Source organism: Desulfoferula mesophila, from assembly GCF_037076455.1.
In the GTDB taxonomy this organism is placed as follows: Bacteria; Desulfobacterota; Desulfarculia; order Desulfarculales; family Desulfarculaceae; genus Desulfoferula; species Desulfoferula mesophila.
In genome coordinates this window covers 2,077,071-2,094,009 of record NZ_AP028679.1, presented here as the reverse complement: position 1 = coordinate 2,094,009, position 16,939 = coordinate 2,077,071, and the positions used below count along the sequence as shown (strand labels likewise).

The window sequence follows — 16,939 nt, the reverse complement described above, 5'->3', positions numbered from 1 at the left end:
CGCTCCGAGTTGATGAGATAATTTGGCCGACCGGCCATCGGGCCCCCGGTACAATGCCCGGCCTAGTCGGCAGCTCCCGTAGCCTCGATGACCCGCATATTCTGCCACAATCCCCGGCCGTAGCGCCAACGGAACACCAGGCCCAGCACCACCACGTAGAAGGTGACGCAGCCCCAGATGTAATAGAGCCCCAGGCCCAGCAGCTCCACGCCCAGCAGCATGGGGGCGATGACCATGCCCAGGCAGGCCAGAGCCATGGTCCACATCACAAACATGATGTCGCCCGCTCCCTTGAGGGCGCCCATATACACCAGGGCCATGGCGTCGAACAGGGAGTAGACCGCCACGAAGCGCAACAGCTCCACCCCCAGCTCCAGCATGCGGGCCTGGGAGGCGGCGTCCGCGTGCTCGGAGTGGAAGAAATACAGCAATTCGCGGGGCAAGAACACGAAGGCCAGGGCCACCAGGCCCATGTAAGCCAAGGCTATGTGCAGGGTACTGGAGGTGGCGCGCACCCCTCCCGAGGGCTTGCCCGCGCCTATGGCCTGGCCCACCAGAGTGCTCACCGCCACGGACATGCCGATCATGGGCATGAACGACAGGGTGTTGATGGCCATGACGATGTTGGTGGCCGCCAGCTCGGCCCGGCCCAGGCGGCCCACCATGAACACGAAAAAGGTGAACACCAGGATGTCCAGAAAAAACTGCACCCCGCCGGGCAGGCCATAGCGCAACATGCGCCGCATGAGCCCCCCGTCCCAGGCCCGGGCCCGGCGCACCGCGAAGCAGCGGTCGTGGCCGCGGGTGAAAACGGCCAGGGCGAAAAGCAGCAGCACCAACACTTGGGAGGCCACCGTGGCCAACGCCGCTCCGGCGATGCCCATCTCCGGGAACCAGCCCACCCCGTTGATGAGTATGTAGTCCAGGGGGATGTTCAGCGCGGCACCGGCCAGGTTGACCAGCATCACCGGGCGGGTGAGCCCCCGGCCCGAGAAAAAGCAGCTCAGGGTGGTGGCCATTACCACCGCCCCCGCCCCCAGGGTGAGGATGCGGAAGTAGATCACCTCCAGGCGCATCACCTCGGGATGGTGGCCGGCAAAGGCGAAGATCGGCTCGGCCACGAAATACAGCGAGGCCAAAAACAGGGCCGAGGCCAGGGAAAAATAGATGCCCTGCCACAGGGAGGCTCCCACCCGCTGGAAGGCCCCGGCCCCCACGTATTGGGCCACGAAGACGTTGACGTAGCTGACCACGCCCATGAAAAAACAGATGCTCAGAAACGAGGCGATACCCGCCGGCAAGGCGGCGGCGATGGCGTTCACGGAGTAATTGGCCAAAAACACCCGGTCGGTGAAGTGGATCAACGAGGTGGTGCCGAAGCTCACCACCAGAGGAAGACCCACGGCCAAGACCTGGCGGTAGCCGTTTGGTTGAGACCAGCGCCGAAGCATTGCGCGCACCATAATTCAACGCCCGATTTTGCGGGGTGATCTAAAGGCTGCAAGAATACTGGCACGCTGAAAGGCGGTCAACCGGCAAGAAATTGACAATTCGGGTCCGGCCCCGGCGGCCTGGGGCTCGCGCCCGATTTTCCGGGTCAGTTCGCCATGAGGGCGGTGACCGCGGGGGGCAAATACCAAAGGAGCTTGCCCTTGCCCCGGGGCAGATCCTCCACCTGGAGAGCGCAGACGCCGCCCCTCTGGAAATCCACCTGCGCCTGTCCGGCGGCGGACAAGAGCCCGGCGGTCACCTTGGCCAGGTTGGGCAGATGCCCCACCACCAACAGCGGAGCCTGCTCTTGCTGGGCGGCCAGGAATTGCAGGGTGTCGCCGGGCTCGGTCATGGCCTTGACCTGATCGCTAACCAGAATTTGGGTGGGATCGTAATTCAGGGCCCGGGAAACGATATCGGCGCTTTGGCGGGCCCTGGCCTTGGGGCTGGAGATCATGAGGCCGGGGTGCAGGGCCAGGCGGGCCAAGGCCACGGCGGTACGGCTTACCACCACCTCCCCTTCCGGGCTCAGCCCCTCCTGGGGGTCTTGTTCCGGCGGCAGGTTGGGGCCGTGCTGCATCAGATAAATTTCCATTACCCACCTCCCATGGTCTATTTCCTGGGTTGGGCGCCGTCCACCAGGGGCACGAAGCGCACCGCCAGCAGGGAGCGCTTGCTCACTCCGCCCTGGGCGTCCTTGCTCACCAGCGTCAGTTCCTCGGACCAGACGTCCGGCCCCAACGGCAAGATCATGCGCCCGCCCGGTTTCAACTGCTCCACCAGCTTGGGGGGTATCTTGCGGGCGCCGGCCGTGACCAGGATGGCCGCGAAGGGCGCCTCGCCGGGCCAGCCCAGATTGCCGTCGCCCGCCATGACCCGCACCTTATAGCCCAGGCGCTTGAGGCGCTCGGAAGCCTGAACGGCCAGCTCGGGAATAATCTCCACGCTGTAGACCTCGGCCCCCATGGCCGCCAGGACCGCCGCCTGGTAGCCCGAGCCGGTGCCGATCTCCAATACCTTGTCACCCGGCTTTATGGCCACGGCCTGGCTCATGAAGGCCACGATATAGGGTTGGGAAATGGTCTGTCCCTGGCCGATGGGCAGGGGGTGGTCGGCATAGGCCTTTTCCCGCAGATCGGGCGGCACGAAAAGGTGCCGGGGCACCTGACCCATGGCCGCCAGCACCCGGGGATCCTTTATGTCGCGGGCGGCCAGTTGCTCACTCACCATGCGTTGGCGCGCGGCGGCGTAGTCCTCGGCCCCCCAGACGGGCAGGGCCAGGGACAACAGCAGCGCGCAACTCAAAATTACCCGCAGGGACATTACCCGCGCCTCCGCAAGCGACAGAACCTTGGGACTATATCTATTATTTTGGCACCTCGGCCCGCCCGGCTTCAAGGCAAGGACAACGGCGGCGATGCCGGGAAAGCGGCGGCTAGATGAGCAAGGAGGCCACCAACAAGAGGCTGGCCCCGCCGGCTATGGTGGTGGAAAAGGCCAGCTTGGCGGCCAGGGGGCCGTCGCAGCCGTAGCGTTTGGCCAAAACCACCCCCAGCAGGGCCGAGGGCATGGCCGCCTCCAGGACGAGGATGTTTTTGCCCAGCTCGGGCAAATCGACCAGGGACAGGGGCAGCCACACCAACAGGGGCGCGGCAACCAACTTGATCAGGCACACCGCGGCCACCAGGCCGATGCCCGCCGAGAGCACGTTGAGCCGGAGCACCAGGCCCACGGTGAGGGCCACGGCCAGGGTGTTGGCCCCGGCCACCACCCGCAGGCCGTCTAGGATGGAGGACACCACCGGGTTGTGCCGGGGCAGGCCGATGCTGGACAGGAGCAGGCCCGCCGCCACGGCGAAGAAGATGGGCGAACGGAAAAAGGCCAGCGCGGCCGAGACCCTTTGCCCGGCTCCCACCTTGGCGCTGCCGAAGTAGATGGCCACCATGACCCCCACGGTGAACAGGGGCGGACCCACGCCGATCTCGGAGATAACCACCGCGTCCACGATGGCCTGGGCCTGGCCGGGGTACACCTCGGCCACCAGGGCGTAGCCCAACAGGGCCGAGGAACCGAAACCGGCGGTGAGCATGAGGGAGCCCAGGCGGGGATGGTCCAGGCCCAGGGCGCGGCCGATCAGCCAGGCCAGGGCCAGGCAGAGCGCCTCGGCCAGAAACATCAGACCCGCCAACTGGACGTCGCCCCAGGGTATGGGCTTGGATACCAGGTAGACCAGGATGGTGGCGGGCAGGGTCACCTGGGAGACCAGCTTGGCGAACAGGGCGCCGTGGGACTCTTCCAGCACCTTTAATTTTCTAAGGAGAACCGCCAGGCAGATCAGGCCCACCAGCACCGCGATGGAAGACAACACCCGGATTTGAAAATCCATGTAGCCCCTCCTTGCGGCAGAGCGCCGGGCCGCCCACACCCCAACCGTGCTCAGGCCGCGCGGCGCGGTCTAGTTGCGCAGCGAGCGGATGGGCGCGGGCAGGTGGCCGCCCCGGGCCACGAAGGCTTCCCCCGAGAAGCGGTTCACCGGCATCACCGGGGCCCGGCCCAGCAGGCCCCCGAACTCCACCGAGTCGCCGGCCTTGGTACCCGGCGCGGGGATCACCCTGACTCCGGTGGTCTTGTCGTTGGCCATGCCGATGGCCAGCTCGTCGGCGATGATGGCCGACAAGGTGCCGGGGCTGGTGTCGCCGGGCACGGCGAACATGTCCAGGCCCACCGAACAAACCGCGGTCATGGCCTCCAGCTTTTCCAGGGTCAGCGCCCCGGTCTCCACCGCCTCGATCATGGCCTCGTCCTCGCTGACCGGGATGAAGGTGCCCGACAGGCCGCCCACCCGGCCCGAGGCCATGGCTCCGCCCTTTTTCACCGCGTCGATCAAGAGGGCCAGGGCGGCGGTGGTGCCCGGCGCGCCCACCCGCTCCAGGCCCATGCCCTCCAGAATGCGGCCCACGCTGTCGCCCATGGCCGTGGTGGGGGCCAGGCTGATGTCCACCACCCCGAAGGCCACGCCCAAACGCCGGGCCAGCTCGCGGCCCACCAGCTCGCCTCCCCGGGTGATCTTGAACACGGTGCGCCTAATGATCTCGCTCAGCTCGGTGAGGTCGGCCTCGGGGTGCTTGTCCACCACCGCCCGCACCACGCCGGGCCCGCTGATGCCCACGTTCAGGGCCGCGTCGGCCTCGCCCCCGCCGTGGAAGGCCCCGGCCATGAAGGGGTTGTCCTCGGGCGCGTTGCAAAAGGCCACGAACTTGGCGCAGGCCACGGCGTTGTCGGCGGCGGCGGCCATGTCCTTGAGAATGTGCCCCAGCCGGGCGATGGCGTCCATGTTCATGCCCGCCAAGGTGGAGGCCAGGTTCAGGAAGCCGCACAGGCGCTGGGTGGAGCCCAAGACCTCTGGCAGGGATTCCATGATGCGCCGGTCGGCGGCGGTGGTCCCCTTTTGCACCAGGGCCCCGAAGCCGCCGATAAAGTCCACCCCTCCCTCGATGGCCGCCGCGTCCAGGCCCTGGGCCAGGAGCAGCGGCGCGTCCTTTTGGGCGCAGGGCTCGATGAGCCAGGCGGCCGGGGTGATGGACAGGCGCTTGTTGATGATGGGCAGGCCCATGGACTCGCTCAGCGCGCAGGCCTCGCTCACCAGGCTCTGGCCCAGCCCCGCCAGGCGCTCGTTGGCCTCTTCGGCCAGACGCCCGGCGTCGCGGTCGATGAGGTCCTTGAGGTTCACCCCCAGGGTCACCGCGCGGATGTCGAAGTTCTCGAAGAGAATCATCCCCGCGGTTTCAAATACCTCTTCTACACCGAACTCCATGGCGACACCCTAAATCCTGTGCATGGCCTTGATGACGGCCTCGTTGTGCAGCATCACCCTGAGGCCCATGGATGCGGCCAGCTCTTCCAGGGCGTCGCGCAGCCCGGCCGAGCCCGAGGCGCTGTCGCTGATGTCCACCAGCATGGTCATCACGAAGGTACCGTCCATGACCTTTTGCTGCACGTCCTCGATGTTGGCTCCGTGCTTGAACAGCAGGCCGCTCACCTGGGCGATGATGCCTTTTTGGTCCTTGCCCAGGACCACCACGAAGACTCGTTCCTTTTCCATGCTCTCTAATCCTGGTCCGCTAGGTGCTCCTGCCCAAAGGGGCAGTGCTTGAGCAGGCCGCAGCCGGGGCAGTCGGGCTTGCGCGAGTGGCACACCTGCCGCCCGTGGGTGATGACCTGGTGGCTGAAGGGAGTCCAGCGCTTTTGAGGGATGATCTCCATGAGGGCGAACTCGGCCTTTACCGCGTCGGTCTGGTCGGTGAACTCCAGACGGCGGCACACCCGGCCCACGTGGGTGTCCACGGTGATGCCCGGCACCCCGAAGGCGTCGCCCAAGACCACGTTGGCGGTCTTGCGCCCCACGCCGGGCAGCTTGACCAGCTCATCCAGGTTGTCCGGCACCTGGCCCGCGTGCTTTTCCATGATGGCCTGGGCCGCGCCCTTGATGGACTTGGCCTTGTTGCGGAAAAAGCCGGTGGAGCGCACCGCTTCCTCCAACTCGGGGAGCCCCGCCTTGGCGAAATCGGCCACGCCCGGATATTTGGCGAAGAGGTCGGGGGTGACCTGGTTGACCCTCTGGTCGGTGCATTGGGCGCTCAGGATGGTGGCCACCAACAGCTCCCAAGGCGTGCGGTAGTTCAGGGCGCACTTGGCCTTGGGATAGAGCTTGTTCAAGGCGGCCAGCACCGCCTTGACCCTGGCGGGATCGGGCGGGGTGAACCCCCGCCCGCTTTTGTTGCCCTTGTCGCCGGCCAAGGCCTACTCCTGGACCACTTCCGCCTTGTTGATCACCACCGGGGTCACCGGCACGTCCTGGTGCATGCCCTTGGTGGTGGTCTCCACGGTCTTGATCTTGTCCACCACGTCCATGCCCTTGATGACCTTGCCGAACACGGCGTAGCCCCAGCCCTGGGCGTCCTTGCTCTTGAAGTTCAGGAAGTCGTTGTCGGTCACGTTGATGAAGAACTGGGCCGTGGCGCTGTTGGGGTCCATGGTGCGGGCCATGGCCACGGTGTACTCGTCGTTCTTCAGGCCGTTGTCCGCCTCGTTCTGGATAGGCTTGTCGGTGGCCTTGAGCTGCATCTTGTCGTTGAGGCCGCCGCCCTGGACCATGAAGCCGTTGATGACCCGGTGGAACACGGTGCCGTTATAAAAGCCCTTGTTGACGTAGTTGAGGAAGTTCTCCACCGTCTTGGGGGCCTTGTCGGGATAAAGCTCTATCTCGATGTCGCCCATGCTGGTCTGAAGTTTGACCACGGGATTGCTCCTTGCGGCCAGGGAGGCTCCCCCGGCCATGAAAGTTAAACTAATGGCCGCAGCCAGGATAAACAAAACCGCTAACTTGCTAGCCCTCATTGCCTGCTCCGCGCCCCAAAGATACCTTCGGGTTTCTAAAGTATCACCACCTGTTTGATGAGCCGCACCACCTCGGCCGGGTCGTCCATCACCCGGAAATAGTCGAGGTCTTCCGGGCTGATCATCTTGTTGGCCAACTGCGTGTTTTTGATCCAGTCTACCAGGCCGGACCAATAATCGCTGCCCATGAGGATCACCGGGAAGGGGCGGATGCGCTTGGTCTGGATCAGGGTAAGGGCCTCGGCCAACTCGTCCAAGGTCCCGAAGCCGCCGGGCATGACGATATAGGCCACCGAGTATTTGACGAAGATGACCTTGCGCACGAAGAAGTAGCGAAAGTTCATGCGCACGTTGGCGTAGGGGTTGGGCCGCTGCTCAAAGGGCAGCTCGATGTTGAGCCCCACCGAATGGCCCCCCGCCTCGGTGGCTCCCTTGTTACCCGCTTCCATGACCCCGCCGCCGCCGCCGGTGATCACCGAAAAACCGGCCTCCACCAGCTTGCGGCCCACCTCCTCGGCCAGCTTGTAGGACGGGCTGTCCGGGGCCACCCGGGCCGAGCCGAAGATGCTCACCCCCTTGGGGATGTGACTCATGTCGTCGATGGCGTCAACGAACTCGCTCATGATGCGGAACATGCGCCAGGATTCCCTGGCGCTGAGGGCGTCGATTACGTACTGTTGTTCTGATTGATCCGGCATGGTCTCACCTCGCTGAGGGTGCCTGTTCGCCCCCGGCCATGAGACCAAGGACCAAGACCCTGATATACTAGCAGTCGTTTTGGTATCGTCCACGCAACGGCGGCCCGCTGTCAAGAGGCGGAACCGGGGCCGTCCCGAGCAATAATACCAGGCCAAGGAGTAGCGAATGCGACTTACCTGCATGGGCGCGGCCCGCACCGTGACCGGATCATCCTATCTCATCGAAATGGACGACGACCGCTGTTTCCTGGTGGATTGCGGCATGTTCCAGGGCAGCGCCCAGTTGGAGCGGCGCAACTGGATCGCCGGGCCCTACCGGGTGCCGGACCTGAGCGCCATTTTCATCACCCACGCCCACATCGACCACTCCGGCCTGGTGCCCCGCCTGGTGCGCGACGGCTACTCCGGCCCCATTTACGCCTCCAAACCCACCTGCGAGTTGCTCAAGATCCTCTGGCTGGACTCGGCCAACATCCAGCAGATGGAAGCCGAATGGCAGAGCCGCAAAAATCGCCGGCAGGGCAAAAACGCCCTGGAGCCGCTTTACGAGGTGGCCGACGCCGAGGCGGCCATCACCTTGCTGCGGCCGGTGGAGTTCGAATGCAAGGAGGAGCTCTTGCCCGGAGTGCGGGCCTGCTTTGTCAACGCGGGCCACATCCTGGGGGCGGCCAGCCTGCACCTGACCCTGGTGGGTGAAAACGGGGTTCACCGGGTGGGCTTTTCCGGTGACGTAGGCCGCCCCAACCAGCTCATCGTGCCCGACCCCGGCAAGATGGACCCGGTGGACACCCTGTTCATGGAAACCACCTATGGCGGGCGCACCCACAAGTCCCTGCCCGAGAGCGTGCACGAACTTTTGGACATCGTTAAGCAAGCCTACGCCGAGGGCGGCAAGGTGGTCATCCCCGCCTTTGCGGTGGAACGCACCCAGGAGCTCATCTACATCCTGGCCAAGGCCCATCGTGATGGCGAGTTGCCCGAGGACATGCCGGTGTTTTTGGATTCGCCCCTGGCCATCAACGCAACCCGCATCTTCCGGGATCACCCGGAGTACTTCGACGAGGAGACCAAGGAGATCCTGGCCAACGGCGACACCCCGCTGAACTTCCCCAACCTCAAGTTCACCACCAGCACCGAGGAAAGCCAGAACATCAACCGTTTCATGGGACCGGCCATCATCATCGCGGGCAGCGGCATGGCCAACGCCGGACGCATCAAGCACCATCTCAAGCACAACCTGTGGCGGCCCAACACCCACGTGGTGATCGTGGGCTTCCAGGCCAAGAACACCACCGGCCGCCTGCTGGTGGAAGGCGCCCCCAAGGTCAAGATATTCCGCGAGGACGTGGCCGTGCGGGCCAAGGTGCACACCATCAACGGCTTCTCGGCCCACGCCGACCAAAGCGAGCTGCTGGCCTGGATGGAGCCCTTGATGCGTCCGGGCGTCAAGGTCAACCTGATCCACGGCGAAGAGGAGCAGATGGTGACCTTCAAGGCGGTGGCCCAGGCGCGCTTCCCCAAGGTGCGCTTCCACATCCCCCGCTGGAACGAGGTGCAGGATCTCAAGACCCGTCCCGAGCAGCTGGCCAAGGTGGAGCCCGCCGAGCTGGCCGACGAGGTGCGTAAGCTCAGCGGCCGCCTGGCCCAGCTGGCCGACCGCCTGGCCGTGCCGGAAAGCGGCCTGAGCCCCGAGGAGGCCACCGCCCTGCTCAGGGCCCTCAAGGCGGCCAACCAGGCCGCCGCCATGGGGGAGGCGGCCTAGACAGTGCCTCGTTGGGAGTTATTAGGCCGGGTGGAAAAACCGGCCCGCTACCTGGGCGGCGAACCGGGCGCGGTAATCAAGGACCCGGCCCGGGTGCGTCTGAACCTGGCCCTGGCCTTTCCCGAGATCTACGAGATCGCCATGAGCCACCTGGGCATCAAGGTGCTCTACGAGCACCTGGCCGGACGGCCCGACGTGGCCGCCGAGCGGGTGTTCTGCCCCTGGCTGGACCTCATGGGCATCATGGAGACCGAGGGCGAAGCCCCCTGGTCGCTGGAGAGCGGCCGGGCTCTGGGCGACTTCGACGTGATCGGCTTTTCCCTGCAGTACGAGCTCACCTACACCAACCTGCTCATGATGCTTAGGCTGGCCGGGGTTCCCGCCCGCCGCGAGGAGCGCGGTCCGGAGCATCCGGTGGTCATCGTCGGGGGGCCCTGCATGGTCAACCCCGAGCCCTTGGCCGACTTTTTGGACCTGGCCGTGGTGGGGGAAGCCGAGGAGCTTCTCGATCCGCTCATGGACCTTCTTATCCAGGCCAAGGATGAGGCCTGGCCCAGGGAGCGGCTTTACCGCGAAGCGCTGAATATCGAGGGCATCTACGCCCCGGCCCTGTTTCAGCCGGAGTACAGGCAGGGCCGCCTGCGCCAGATCAAGCCCCTGGACCCGGAGCACCCCAAGGTGCACCGGCGCATCGTGGCCGACATGGCCGCGCACCAGCCGCCCCACCGCACCATCTTGCCCACGGTCACCCCGGTGCACGACCGCCTGGGGGTGGAGCTGGCCCGGGGTTGCACCAGGGGCTGCCGCTTTTGCCAGGCCGGGTTCATCTACCGCCCGGTGCGCGAGCGCCCGGCCCAGCAGGTGTACGAGGCGGCCCTGGCCGGTCTGGGCGGCGGCCTGGAGGAGCTGGCGCTCCTGTCGCTGTCCACCAGCGACTACACCTGCATCGAACCCCTGGCCGCCGCGCTCATGGACGCCCTGGAGCCCCGGCGCATAAGCCTGAGCCTGCCCAGCCTGCGCATGGACTCGTTGGGCGAAGAGCTGATCAACCAGATCAAGCGGGTGCGCAAGACCGGCTTCACTCTGGCCCCGGAGGCGGGCAGCGAGCGCCTGCGGGCGGCGATCAACAAGAACCTGAGCGAAGAGCAGATCATCTCCACCGCCCGCACCGTCTACGGCCTGGGCTGGAACCTGGTGAAGCTCTACTTCATGCTGGGCCTGCCCACCGAGACCGATGAGGACATCCTGGCCATCGGCCGCCTGGCCTCCCTGGTGGCGGGCGAGGCCAAGAGCGCGGGCCGGGGCCGGGGCAAAAAACCGGTGGTCAACGCCAGCCTGGGCCTGTTCGTGCCCAAGCCCCACACCCCCTTCCAGTGGGAGGGGCAGATCGGCCTGGAAGAATCGTTGCGCCGCCTCAAGCTGGCCAAGGAGAACCTGGGCGACCGGCGGATCAAGGCCAAGTGGAACGATGCCAAAACCAGCATCATCGAAGGGGTGCTCAGCCGGGGAGACCGCCGTTTGGGCGCGGTGCTCCTGCGGGCGGTAGAGCTGGGCTGCCGCTTCGACGGCTGGAGCGAGCACCTGGACTACGATGCCTGGCTCGCCGCCCTGGCCGACCAAGGCCTTTCCCTGGACGACTACCTGCGGCCCCGGGAACAGGACGAGGTGCTGCCCTGGGAGCACATCGACACCGGGGTGAGCAAGAAGTTCCTCTGGGCCGAGCGGGAAAAGTCGCTGCTAGGCCAGTCCACGGCCGACTGCCGCCGGGGCCGCTGTCTGGACTGCGGGGTGTGCGACCACAAGGTGATCAAGCCGCGCCTGTGCCCGGAGGCCGCCCTGCCCTCTCCCCCCGCCGCGCCCGGCGGCGAGGGCGAACGCCTGGACTGGCGCTTCCGCCTGGAAAAAACCGGCCCGGCCCGCTATCTGGGGCATCTGGAGATGATGCGCCTGTTGGAGCGCACCATCCGGGCCGCGGGCATCGAGCTGGCCTACACCCAGGGCTTTCACCCCCACGCCCTGGTCAAGACCGCTGCCGCCCTGCCCACCGGGGTGGAGAGCCTGGTGGAAGTGTTGGAAGTCTCCACCCTGCGCTCCTACGACCCGGACCGCTTGGCCGCCCAGGTAAACGAGCTGCTGCCGCCGGGCCTGCGCCTGGCCGACGGCCGTCCCGGCCGCCCCGGCGAAAAGCTCATCGACCCGCCGGTGGCGGTGTACCGCATTACCCCCTCCGCGCCTTTGGACCCCGAGCGCCTGGAGGCTTTTCATCGGGCCGACCAGTGGACTATGCTTAGGGTCTCCCCCAAGGGAAGCCGGGAGATCGACCTCCAGGCCGCCGTGCGCCAGGTGGCGCTGGAAGGCGGAGAGCTGCTTTTGGCCGTGGGCTCGTCCGGGGGACGTCCCAAGCCGGTGGAGGTGTTGGCCCACGTTTTCGGGCTTAGCCCGGAAGAGGCGGCCGCCGCCCGCGCCCTGAAGGTGGAAGCCAGAGAGGACAACCAAGCCTGATGGCCTCGACTCTGCTCATAAACGCGCGCTCCTACGAAACCCGCGTGGCCCTTTTGGAAAACGGCCAGTGCGTGGAGGTCTACGTGGAGCGCCACAAGCAGATGTCCTTGGCGGGCAACGTATACCTGGGCCGGGTGGCCCGGGTATTGCCGGGCATGCAGGCCGCCTTTGTGGACATCGGCCTGCCCAAGGCCGCCTTCCTTTACGTAAGCGACGTGTACGAGCCGCCGGAAGAGATGCAGTGGGAGGCGGGCGAGGTGCCCACCGAGGCCCAGCGCAGCCCCGGCAGCCGCATCGAGCAGATGTTGCGCGAGGGGCAGGAGATCATGGTGCAGGTGGCCAAGGAGCCCCTGGGCAACAAGGGGGCGCGCATCACCAGCCACGTGACCCTGCCCGGCCGCAACCTGGTGCTCATGCCCACCATCGACCACGTGGGGGTGAGCCGGCGCATCGAGGACCCGGAGGAGCGCCAGCGCCTGCGGGGGCTCATCGAGGAGTTGCGCCCCACGGGCATGGGTTTCATCGCCCGCACGGTGAGCGAAGGCGCCGACCACCAGAAGCTTTCCGCGGAGATGGACTTTCTGCGTTCGCTGTGGGATTCCATCGGCCAGCGCCGCCGCCTGTCCCAGGTGCCCTCGCTGCTGCATCAGGACCTGTCGGTGAGCCTCAGGGCGGTGCGCGATTTGTTCACCAGAGAGGTGGACCACCTGGTCATCGACTGCCAGGAGGAATACGACATGGTGGTGGAGTTCGTGTCCACCTTCATGCCCCGCCTGCTGCCCAGCGTGGAGCTTTACGACCGCGCCGAGCCCATCTTCGACGCCTACGAGGTGGAGCCGGAGCTGGCCCGGGCCCTGGAGCGCAAGGTCTGGCTCAAGAGCGGCGGCTACGTGGTCATCGAAAAGACCGAGGCGCTCACCTCCATCGACGTGAACACCGGGCGCTACGTGGGCGGCTACAACCTGGAAGAGACCATCGTCAAGACCAACCTGGAAGCGGTCAAGGAGATCGCCTGCCAGATACGCCTTCGGGACATCGGCGGGCTCATCGTTATCGACTTCATCGACATGGAGCGCGAGGAAAACCGCGAGCGGGTGGTGGCCGCCCTCGAGGAGGCCCTGGGCGCCGACCGCTCCAAGACCAACGTGCTGTTCATGAGCCCCCTGGGCCTGGTGGAGATGACCCGCAAGCGGGTGCGCGAATCCCTGGGCGAATCACTGGGCGAGCCTTGCTTCTACTGCGAGGGCTCCGGCCGCCTGCGCGACCCCACCACTGTCTGCTACGAGATTTTCCGGGCCCTGGAACGGGAGTTGAAAAACTCGGTGGCCGGCGCGGTGAGCGTCATGGTGCATCCCCAGGTGGCCGAGGTGATGCTCCAGGAGGAGCGCTTCGCCCTGGAAGAGCTGGAATCGTTGCTCCAGCTCACCATCCACGTGGTGCCCAACCAAAGCCTGCACCGGGAGCACTTCGAGCTGCGCCCCGAGGCCCGCGCCTGAGGCCGTGGCCTTGCCTTGCCCCCGTCCCGGCGGTAGCCTTAGCCCATCATGCACCCATCCGGGGATTGGTGAGAATTGACCCACTTCCGCTTGCTAGACACCGGTCTGTTGACCGCCGCCGAAAACATGGCCTTGGACGAGATCATCACCCGCCGCGTCGGGGCCGGCCTCTCTCCCCCCACCTTGCGTTTCTTGCGCTTCAGCCCGGACGCCGCCTTGGTGGGTTTTCACCAGGAGGCGGAACGGGAGCTGCGCCTGGACTACTGCGCTCAGCAAGGCATCGAGGTAAACCGCCGGGTCACCGGTGGCGGGGCCCTGTTGTTCCAGGAGTCCAGCCTGGGCTGGGAGATCATCGCCCCCTGGGGCCAAGGCCCCTTTGCCGGCGGCTTCAACGCCGCCCTGGAGCGCATCTGCCTGGCCGCCGCCCGGGGCATCTCATCCCTGGGGATCGAGGCCTGCTTCCGGCCCCGCAACGACATCGAGGTGGACGGGCGCAAGATCTCGGGCACCGGGGGCATGGTCCTGGAGGGCGGAGCCCTGTTCCAGGGCACCGTGCTGGTGGTCAACGAGATAGAGCGCTTTCTCAAGGCGCTTAGGGTGCCGGTGGAAAAGCTCAAGCGCCGGGAGATCGAGTCGCTCATGGAGCGCATGGCCTTTCTGGAGGATCTCTTGGGGCGGCCCCTGCCCATGGCCGAGCTGAAGCAGGTCCTGGCCGACGGCCTGTCCCAGGGCCTAGGCCTGAGCCTGGAGCCCGGCGGGCTCACCGAGGGCGAACGGGACGAACTGGCCCAGCGGCTGCCCTACTTCAGCTCTGAAGAGTGGCTGCGGCTCAAGTCCCTGCCCTCGGACCGCCCGGCCTGGCTGCGCCACTACGTGCAGGGCGACGGGGGCAGCATGCAGGTGCACCTATGGCTGGACAAGCGGGGGGCGCGGGTGCAAAAGGCGCTGATCAGCGGTGACTTCTTCGCCCGGCCCCAGCGCCTGGTGCCCGACCTGGAGGCGGCGCTCATGGGGGCCAAGGCCCAGCTCGAACAACTGCGCCGGGTGGTGGAGGAGTTTTTTGCGAACGCTCCCGGCGAACTGGTGGGCATCACCCCCTCGGAGGTGGCCCGGGCCGTGGCCCAGGCCGGGGCGCGCCTGGCCCTGGCCAGGGAGCTGGGCCAGGAAAATGCGGCCGAGCTGTTTTTGGTGAACCTCGCCCCGGAAGAGGCCCTGGAGCAAAAAGCGGCCTGGCTGCTGCTGCCCTATTGCTCCAAGCCGCCGGATTGCGAGTTCCGCTACGTGTCCGATTGCGGGGTTTGCGGCGATTGCCAGTTCACCGCGATGATCACCCTGGGCCACGAACTGGGTCTGGAGCCGGTGAGCATCCAGTCATTCGAGCACCTGATGGAAAATTTACGGCGTATCCACCAGCAAGGCGGCTGGTTTCTGGGCTCCTGCTGCGAGGCCTTTTACACCAAGCACCAGCGGGAGATCGAGGAGTCCGGGGCCCGGGGGGTGCTGGTCAACCTGGACTCCACCACCTGCTACGACCTGGGCAAGGGCATGGCCGCCTATGCCGGGCATTTCGACAACCAGACCGAGATGAACACCGCGCTTATTGAAAAGGTGGCCCGGAGGATGGGCCGTGCCTGAGAACTTCGACGTATTGGTGATCGGCGGCGGCCCGGCCGGGGCCCTGGCCGCCACCCGGGCGGCCAAGGCCGGGGCCAAGGTGCTCTTGGTCGACAAGAAGCGCCGCTTCGGGGCCCTGCCCCACTGCGCCGAGTTCGTGCCCCGTCTGCTGGCCCGGGAGGTGAGCTTCCCCGAGCGCGGCCGGGTGCAGCCGGTGGAGGGCATGGACACCATCCTGGAGGGCGCGGAGCGCTACACGCCGGGACCGGGCTGGATATTGGACCGCCAGGTGTTTGACCACGGCCTGGTGTTGGCCGCCGCCCAGGCCGGGGCCACGGTATGGGCCGGGGCCAAGCTCATGACCGTGCAAGGCGACGCCTGGGAGATACAGCGCGGCGCCCGCAAGATAACCCTCTCCCCCGGCGCGGTGGTGGCCGCCGACGGCGCGGCCTCCCTGGCCGCCCGCCTGAGCGGTTGGCCCTCGCAGGCGCTGATGGCCGGGGTGCAGATGCAGGTGCCCCTGGCCCGTCCCCTGGAGCGCACCCTGGTCTATCTGGAGCCTGCCATCCGCCACGGCTACGCCTGGCTCTTCCCGCGCGGGGCGGCGGCCAACCTGGGCCTGGGCTGCCGGGTGCAGGCCAAGCCCCAAAAGCGCCTGGACGAGCTGCGCTCCCGTTTGCTCGCCCAAGGCTTGATCCTGCCCGGCGTGCTGGCCCTGGCCGGAGGAGCCATACCCGTGGGTGGTCCGCGCCCCGAAATGGCCAAGGGCCGGGTGCTCTTGGCCGGGGACGCGGCCGGGCTCACCCATCCGGTCACCGGAGCGGGCATACCCCAGGCGGTGTTCTCCGGGGCGGAGGCGGGCCAGGCCGCCGCGCGCCTGGCCTGTGGGCAACCCGAGGCGGGCCAGGAATATCAGCACGAGGTAGCGGCCCGCTACGGCCGCCACCTGGCCCGGGGCCTGGCCGCCCGCGCGGAGATGGAGCGAGGCTGGGACGCCGAAGATTTCGCCGGTCTCATGGCCCGCGTCTGGCCCGCCTGGGGAGGCCGCCGTGGCTAGCCTGGATCAAGCCCTGGACCAGGCCCGCGCCCTGTCCTGGCAGCATCACGGAGCCAAGCTGGGCATCTATCTGCCGGGCATGTTCACGGCCTACGGCCGCAAGGGCCGCTACCCGGCGGTGAGCATCACCGGCCAGGAGTGCCGCCAGGGCTGCGACCACTGCCGAGGCCAGCTTTTGCGCACCATGCGCCCGGCCTGTGGTGGCGAGGCCCTGTACGCCCTGGGCAAGCGTTTGGCCGCCCAGGGTCAGTTGGGCATGCTCATCTCCGGAGGCAGCGACCCCCAAGGCCGCCTGCCCTGGGACAGCGTGCTGGGGGGCATCGAACGCCTGGCCCGGGAGACCGACCTGGTGCTCACCGCCCACGTGGGGCGCATCGGCGCGGCCACGGCCCGGGCCCTCAAGGCCGCCGGGGTGCGCCAGGCGCTCATCGACGTGGTGGGCAGCGAGGGCACCGCGCGAAGGGTGCTGCACTTGCCCGACGGCCTGGCCGCCCAGAGCGAAACCCTGGCCGCCTGCGCCGAGGCCGGGCTGGAGGTGGTGCCCCACATCATCATGGGCCTGGACCACGGCCATATCATCGGGGAGTACGACGCCCTGGAATTGGTGGCCGCCCTGAACCCCCGGCGGGTGGTATTCGTGGTGCTCATGCCCCTGAAGGACACCCCCCTGGCCCGGGCCGAACCTCCCGCCGTGGAGGAGGTGGCCTCTTTCATGGCCCAGGCCCGCCTGCGCCTGCCCGCCGCCCGGCACCATTTGGGCTGCGCCCGCCCCCGGGGCCGCTACCGGGCCCGGTTGGACGGCCTGGCGGTGCGGGCGGGGATCAACGCCCTGGCCATCCCCAGCGACGGGGCCCTTGAGCAGGCCCGGTCCTTGGGTGTAAAAGTTAGTTTTCAAGACACCTGCTGTTCCCTGGCCTGACGC

General features: G+C 67.0%; 15 protein-coding genes. 6 read left to right on the top strand and 9 right to left on the bottom strand.

The features are described 5' to 3' along the window. Positions 1–62: 62 nt before the first annotated feature. From AACH32_RS09315 to AACH32_RS09275, 9 genes are all read right to left on the bottom strand, one after another. Positions 63–1,463 (bottom strand): MATE family efflux transporter, encoded by a 1,401-nt coding sequence (locus AACH32_RS09315; protein WP_338606503.1) that lies wholly within the window; start codon positions 1,461–1,463, stop codon positions 63–65. Positions 1,464–1,597: 134 nt separating this feature from the next. Continuing rightward, a complete protein-coding gene (locus tag AACH32_RS09310; RefSeq protein ID WP_338606502.1) occupies positions 1,598–2,086 on the bottom strand; it encodes a SixA phosphatase family protein in 489 nt (162 codons plus the stop codon). Positions 2,087–2,103: 17 nt separating this feature from the next. Further along, entirely contained in the window at positions 2,104–2,814 is a 711-nt protein-coding gene (locus AACH32_RS09305) for a protein-L-isoaspartate(D-aspartate) O-methyltransferase (protein ID WP_338606501.1), read from the bottom strand. Between the two features lie 112 nt (positions 2,815–2,926). Then, the gene (locus AACH32_RS09300) at positions 2,927–3,877 is read right to left on the bottom strand and encodes an AEC family transporter (protein ID WP_338606500.1); all 951 of its coding nucleotides are present in this window, start codon (positions 3,875–3,877) and stop codon (positions 2,927–2,929) included. A 69-nt stretch (positions 3,878–3,946) separates the two neighbouring features. Further along, the gene (locus AACH32_RS09295; protein WP_338606499.1) at positions 3,947–5,305 is read right to left on the bottom strand and encodes a PFL family protein; all 1,359 of its coding nucleotides are present in this window, start codon (positions 5,303–5,305) and stop codon (positions 3,947–3,949) included. 9 nt (positions 5,306–5,314) lie between these two features. After that, complete coding sequence (locus AACH32_RS09290; protein WP_338606498.1) at positions 5,315–5,593, bottom strand: ACT domain-containing protein; 279 nt, start codon at positions 5,591–5,593, stop codon at positions 5,315–5,317. A 5-nt stretch (positions 5,594–5,598) separates the two neighbouring features. Continuing rightward, positions 5,599–6,288, bottom strand: a complete 690-nt coding sequence (nth, locus tag AACH32_RS09285) for an endonuclease III (protein WP_338606497.1) — start codon at positions 6,286–6,288, stop codon at positions 5,599–5,601. 3 nt (positions 6,289–6,291) lie between these two features. Continuing rightward, positions 6,292–6,828, bottom strand: a complete 537-nt coding sequence (locus AACH32_RS09280) for a peptidylprolyl isomerase (protein ID WP_350341573.1) — start codon at positions 6,826–6,828, stop codon at positions 6,292–6,294. Between the two features lie 95 nt (positions 6,829–6,923). After that, entirely contained in the window at positions 6,924–7,586 is a 663-nt protein-coding gene (locus tag AACH32_RS09275; RefSeq protein WP_338606495.1) for a TIGR00730 family Rossman fold protein, read from the bottom strand. Between the two features lie 166 nt (positions 7,587–7,752). Between AACH32_RS09275 and AACH32_RS09270 the strand changes: the two genes are divergently transcribed. From AACH32_RS09270 to AACH32_RS09245, 6 genes are all read left to right on the top strand, one after another. Beyond that, positions 7,753–9,348: an MBL fold metallo-hydrolase gene (locus AACH32_RS09270; protein ID WP_338606494.1), complete on the top strand. Its 1,596-nt coding sequence runs from the start codon at positions 7,753–7,755 to the stop codon at positions 9,346–9,348. A 3-nt stretch (positions 9,349–9,351) separates the two neighbouring features. After that, positions 9,352–11,850, top strand: coding sequence for a TIGR03960 family B12-binding radical SAM protein (locus AACH32_RS09265; RefSeq protein ID WP_338606493.1), 2,499 nt, complete (start codon positions 9,352–9,354; stop codon positions 11,848–11,850). Continuing rightward, positions 11,850–13,346, top strand: a complete 1,497-nt coding sequence (locus AACH32_RS09260; protein ID WP_338606492.1) for an Rne/Rng family ribonuclease — start codon at positions 11,850–11,852, stop codon at positions 13,344–13,346. The genes AACH32_RS09265 and AACH32_RS09260 overlap by 1 nt, the downstream gene beginning before the upstream one ends. Before the next feature lie 75 nt (positions 13,347–13,421). Continuing rightward, positions 13,422–14,981: a lipoate--protein ligase family protein gene (locus AACH32_RS09255; protein ID WP_338606491.1), complete on the top strand. Its 1,560-nt coding sequence runs from the start codon at positions 13,422–13,424 to the stop codon at positions 14,979–14,981. After that, positions 14,974–16,017, top strand: a complete 1,044-nt coding sequence (locus AACH32_RS09250; protein WP_338606490.1) for an NAD(P)/FAD-dependent oxidoreductase — start codon at positions 14,974–14,976, stop codon at positions 16,015–16,017. Before AACH32_RS09255 ends, AACH32_RS09250 begins: the two co-directional genes overlap by 8 nt. Next, positions 16,010–16,936 carry a hypothetical protein gene (locus AACH32_RS09245; protein WP_338606489.1) on the top strand — a complete coding sequence of 309 codons (927 nt, stop codon included), beginning with the start codon at positions 16,010–16,012 and terminating at the stop codon, positions 16,934–16,936. The genes AACH32_RS09250 and AACH32_RS09245 overlap by 8 nt, the downstream gene beginning before the upstream one ends. Positions 16,937–16,939: the final 3 nt, after the last annotated feature.

Excerpts from the sequence above, each read along its gene's own strand:
- AACH32_RS09315 (WP_338606503.1), bottom strand. The coding sequence starts at position 1,463 with ATGGTGCGCGCAATGCTTCGGCGCTGGTCTCAACCAAACGGCTACCGC.
- AACH32_RS09290 (WP_338606498.1), bottom strand. The coding sequence starts at position 5,593 with ATGGAAAAGGAACGAGTCTTCGTGGTGGTCCTGGGCAAGGACCAAAAA.
- AACH32_RS09310 (WP_338606502.1), bottom strand. The coding sequence starts at position 2,086 with ATGGAAATTTATCTGATGCAGCACGGCCCCAACCTGCCGCCGGAACAA.
- AACH32_RS09280 (WP_350341573.1), bottom strand. The coding sequence starts at position 6,828 with ATGGCCGGGGGAGCCTCCCTGGCCGCAAGGAGCAATCCCGTGGTCAAA.
- AACH32_RS09295 (WP_338606499.1), bottom strand. The coding sequence starts at position 5,305 with ATGGAGTTCGGTGTAGAAGAGGTATTTGAAACCGCGGGGATGATTCTC.
- AACH32_RS09300 (WP_338606500.1), bottom strand. The coding sequence starts at position 3,877 with ATGGATTTTCAAATCCGGGTGTTGTCTTCCATCGCGGTGCTGGTGGGC.
- AACH32_RS09275 (WP_338606495.1), bottom strand. The coding sequence starts at position 7,586 with ATGCCGGATCAATCAGAACAACAGTACGTAATCGACGCCCTCAGCGCC.
- AACH32_RS09305 (WP_338606501.1), bottom strand. The coding sequence starts at position 2,814 with ATGTCCCTGCGGGTAATTTTGAGTTGCGCGCTGCTGTTGTCCCTGGCC.
- AACH32_RS09270 (WP_338606494.1), top strand. The coding sequence starts at position 7,753 with ATGCGACTTACCTGCATGGGCGCGGCCCGCACCGTGACCGGATCATCC.
- AACH32_RS09260 (WP_338606492.1), top strand. The coding sequence starts at position 11,850 with ATGGCCTCGACTCTGCTCATAAACGCGCGCTCCTACGAAACCCGCGTG.